The organism is Thalassotalea litorea (genome assembly GCF_005843925.1).
GTDB lineage: Bacteria > Pseudomonadota > Gammaproteobacteria > Enterobacterales > Alteromonadaceae > Thalassotalea_A > Thalassotalea_A litorea_A.
Genome location: NZ_VCBC01000032.1, coordinates 1 through 3,669, shown reverse-complemented (window position 1 = coordinate 3,669; position 3,669 = coordinate 1). Strand labels below are relative to the sequence as shown.

Sequence of the window (3,669 nt, the reverse complement as noted above, 5' to 3'; positions counted from 1 at the left end):
AGCCTAGCGATGACCTACTCTCACATGGGAACTCCCACACTACCATCGGCGCAATTGCGTTTCACTTCTGAGTTCGGCATGGGATCAGGTGGTTCCACAACGCTATGGTCGCTAGACAAATTTGGTACAATTCGGAAATTTGATATTAAACGCGTTCTTAATTCTTACTTAATCTATTGACTACGTGCGTCAAACAACACAATTCTCTTTGGTGTTGTATGGTTAAGCCTCACGGGCAATTAGTATCAGTTAGCTCAATGCCTCGCAGCACTTACACACCTGACCTATCAACGTTGTAGTCTCCAACGACCCTTTAGGGGACTTAAAGTCCCAGTGAGAACTCATCTCAAAGCCTGCTTCCCGCTTAGATGCTTTCAGCGGTTATCAGTTCCGAACATAGCTACCGGGCAATGCCACTGGCGTGACAACCCGAACACCAGAGGTTCGTCCACTCCGGTCCTCTCGTACTAGGAGCAGCCCTCTTCAATTCTCAAACGCCCACGGCAGATAGGGACCGAACTGTCTCACGACGTTCTAAACCCAGCTCGCGTACCACTTTAAATGGCGAACAGCCATACCCTTGGGACCGACTTCAGCCCCAGGATGTGATGAGCCGACATCGAGGTGCCAAACACCGCCGTCGATATGAACTCTTGGGCGGTATCAGCCTGTTATCCCCGGAGTACCTTTTATCCGTTGAGCGATGGCCCTTCCATACAGAACCACCGGATCACTATGACCTACTTTCGTACCTGCTCGATGTGTCTATCTCGCAGTTAAGCTGGCTTATGCCATTGCACTAACCGTACGATGTCCGACCGTACTTAGCCAACCTTCGTGCTCCTCCGTTACTCTTTGGGAGGAGACCGCCCCAGTCAAACTACCCACCAGACAGTGTCCCCAAGCCCGATAAGGGCCCTAGGTTAGAACATCACGCATACAAGGGTGGTATTTCAAGATTGGCTCCACTCTATCTGGCGACAAAGTTTCAAAGCCTCCCACCTATCCTACACATGTAGGAGCAATGTTCACTGTCAAGCTATAGTAAAGGTTCACGGGGTCTTTCCGTCTAGCCGCGGGTATACGGCATCTTAACCGCAAATTCAATTTCACTGAGTCTCGGGTGGAGACAGTGTGGCCATGATTACGCCATTCGTGCAGGTCGGAACTTACCCGACAAGGAATTTCGCTACCTTAGGACCGTTATAGTTACGGCCGCCGTTTACCGGGGCTTCGATCATGAGCTTCGCTTGCGCTAACCCAATCAATTAACCTTCCGGCACCGGGCAGGCGTCACACCGTATACGTCATCTTTCGATTTTGCACAGTGCTGTGTTTTTAATAAACAGTTCCAGCCACCTGGTTACTTCGACCGACCGAGGCTTAGAGAGCAAGTCTCATCACCCTAGCCGGCGTACCTTCTCCCGAAGTTACGGTACTATTTTGCCTAGTTCCTTCACCCGAGTTCTCTCAAGCGCCTTAGTATTCTCTACCTAACCACCTGTGTCGGTTTGGGGTACGGTTCCTTATAATCTGATGCTTAGAAGCTTTTCCTGGAAGTAGGGCATCAACAACTTCGTGTCCGTAGACACTCGTCTCGTATCTCAGCCTTAAGAGAATCCGGATTTACCTAAATTCTCAGCCTACATACTTTCACATGGACAACCAGCGCCATGCTTGCCTAGCCTGCTCCGTCCCTCCTTCGCAATTATAAGAAGTACAGAAATATTAATCTGTTTCCCATCGACTACGCGTTTCCGCCTCGCCTTAGGGGCCGACTTACCCTGCCCTGATTAACATGGGACAGGAAACCTTGGTCTTTCGGCGGGGGAGTTTTTCACTCCCCTTATCGTTACTCATGTCAGCATTCGCACTTCTGATACCTCCAGCAAACTTCTCAGTTCACCTTCAACGGCTTACAGAACGCTCCCCTACCACTTGAACCTAAGTTCAAATCCGCAGCTTCGGTGCATAGTTTAGCCCCGTTACATCTTCCGCGCAGACCGACTCGACTAGTGAGCTATTACGCTTTCTTTAAAGGGTGGCTGCTTCTAAGCCAACCTCCTAGCTGTCTATGCCTTTCCACATCGTTTCCCACTTAACTATGACTTTGGGACCTTAGCTGGCGGTCTGGGTTGTTTCCCTTTCCACTATGGACGTTAGCACCCATAGTGTGTCTCCCGGATAGCACTCATTGGTATTCGGAGTTTGCAAAGGGTTGGTAAGTCGGGATGACCCCCTAGCCTTAACAGTGCTCTACCCCCAATGGTGTTCGTCCGAGGCTCTACCTAAATAGATTTCGGGGAGAACCAGCTATCTCCCGGCTTGATTAGCCTTTCACTCCGACCCACAAGTCATCACCGCATTTTTCAACATACGTGTGTTCGGTCCTCCAGTTGATGTTACTCAACCTTCAACCTGCCCATGGGTAGATCGCCGGGTTTCGGGTCTATGCCCTGCAACTAAACGCGCAGTTAACACTCGCTTTCGCTACGGCTCCCCTATTCGGTTAACCTAGCTACAGAACATAAGTCGCTGACCCATTATACAAAAGGTACGCAGTCACCCCGAAGGGCTTCCACTGCTTGTACGTATGCGGTTTCAGGTTCTATTTCACTCCCCTCACAGGGGTTCTTTTCGCCTTTCCCTCACGGTACTGGTTCACTATCGGTCAGTTAGGAGTATTTAGCCTTGGAGGATGGTCCCCCCATATTCAGTCAAGATTTCTCGTGTCCCGACCTACTCGATTTCACGGTAAGTTTATTTTCGTGTACGGGGCTATCACCCTGTATCGCTGAGCTTTCCAGCTCATTCCACTAACTTACAAACCGCTTAAGGGCTAATTCCCGTTCGCTCGCCGCTACTAAGGAAATCTCGGTTGATTTCTTTTCCTCGGGGTACTTAGATGTTTCAGTTCTCCCGGTTCGCCTCGTTAAGCTATGAATTCACTTAACGATACCCGCCTTACGACGGGTGGGTTTCCCCATTCGGACATCTGAGCCTATAACGCCTTTTATCGGCTTAACTCAGCTTTTCGCAGATTAACACGTCCTTCATCGCCTCTAACTGCCAAGGCATCCACCACATACGCTTAGTCACTTAACCATACAACCCAAAGAAAACTTTGTTTTGTATGTCTGACATTTTCACGCAATCTAATAGATTACTTGAGTAAGAATTAATAATCATAAAGATTATTAGCCGGATAACTTACGTTATCCGTTTTTGGTGTTTATATTGAACCAACACCTCGCGCGACACGAGTTGTTGAACATAAACACCGGGTTTAATATCAGCTTTCCAAATTGTTAAAGAACATTGAAGATGCGCGCATTCGGCAAATTCATGGTTTAAAAAAACCAAACGTAAATCATAGTCTATCCATAACTTAGGTTTGGTCTTTCTTTCGAAGAAAATGGTGGAGCTAAGCAGGATCGAACTGCTGACCTCCTGCGTGCAAGGCAGGCGCTCTCCCAGCTGAGCTATAGCCCCATCTTTGTGGGTTTCAATTTTCGTTTATTCAAGGCATTTACTGGCGACGTTTATCTATTCAATAAACGAGACAGTAAATAACGCAGAAAAAACGGAAATTGGTAGGTCTGAGTAGACTTGAACTACCGACCTCACCCTTATCAGGGGTGCGCTCTAACCAGCTGAGCTACAGACCTA

2 tRNA genes and 2 rRNA genes are annotated in these 3,669 nt (G+C 48.5%); all 4 read right to left on the bottom strand.

Annotated elements, in window-relative coordinates:
- Position 1 precedes the first annotated feature (1 nt).
- Positions 2–116: ribosomal RNA gene (gene rrf, locus FE810_RS16925) — 5S ribosomal RNA — on the bottom strand.
- A gap of 102 nt (positions 117–218) precedes the next feature.
- Positions 219–3,105 (bottom strand): 23S ribosomal RNA (locus tag FE810_RS16920).
- Between the two features lie 311 nt (positions 3,106–3,416).
- Positions 3,417–3,492: transfer RNA gene (locus tag FE810_RS16915), tRNA-Ala, on the bottom strand.
- Positions 3,493–3,591: 99 nt separating this feature from the next.
- Positions 3,592–3,668: transfer RNA gene (locus FE810_RS16910), tRNA-Ile, on the bottom strand.
- Position 3,669 lies beyond the last annotated feature (1 nt).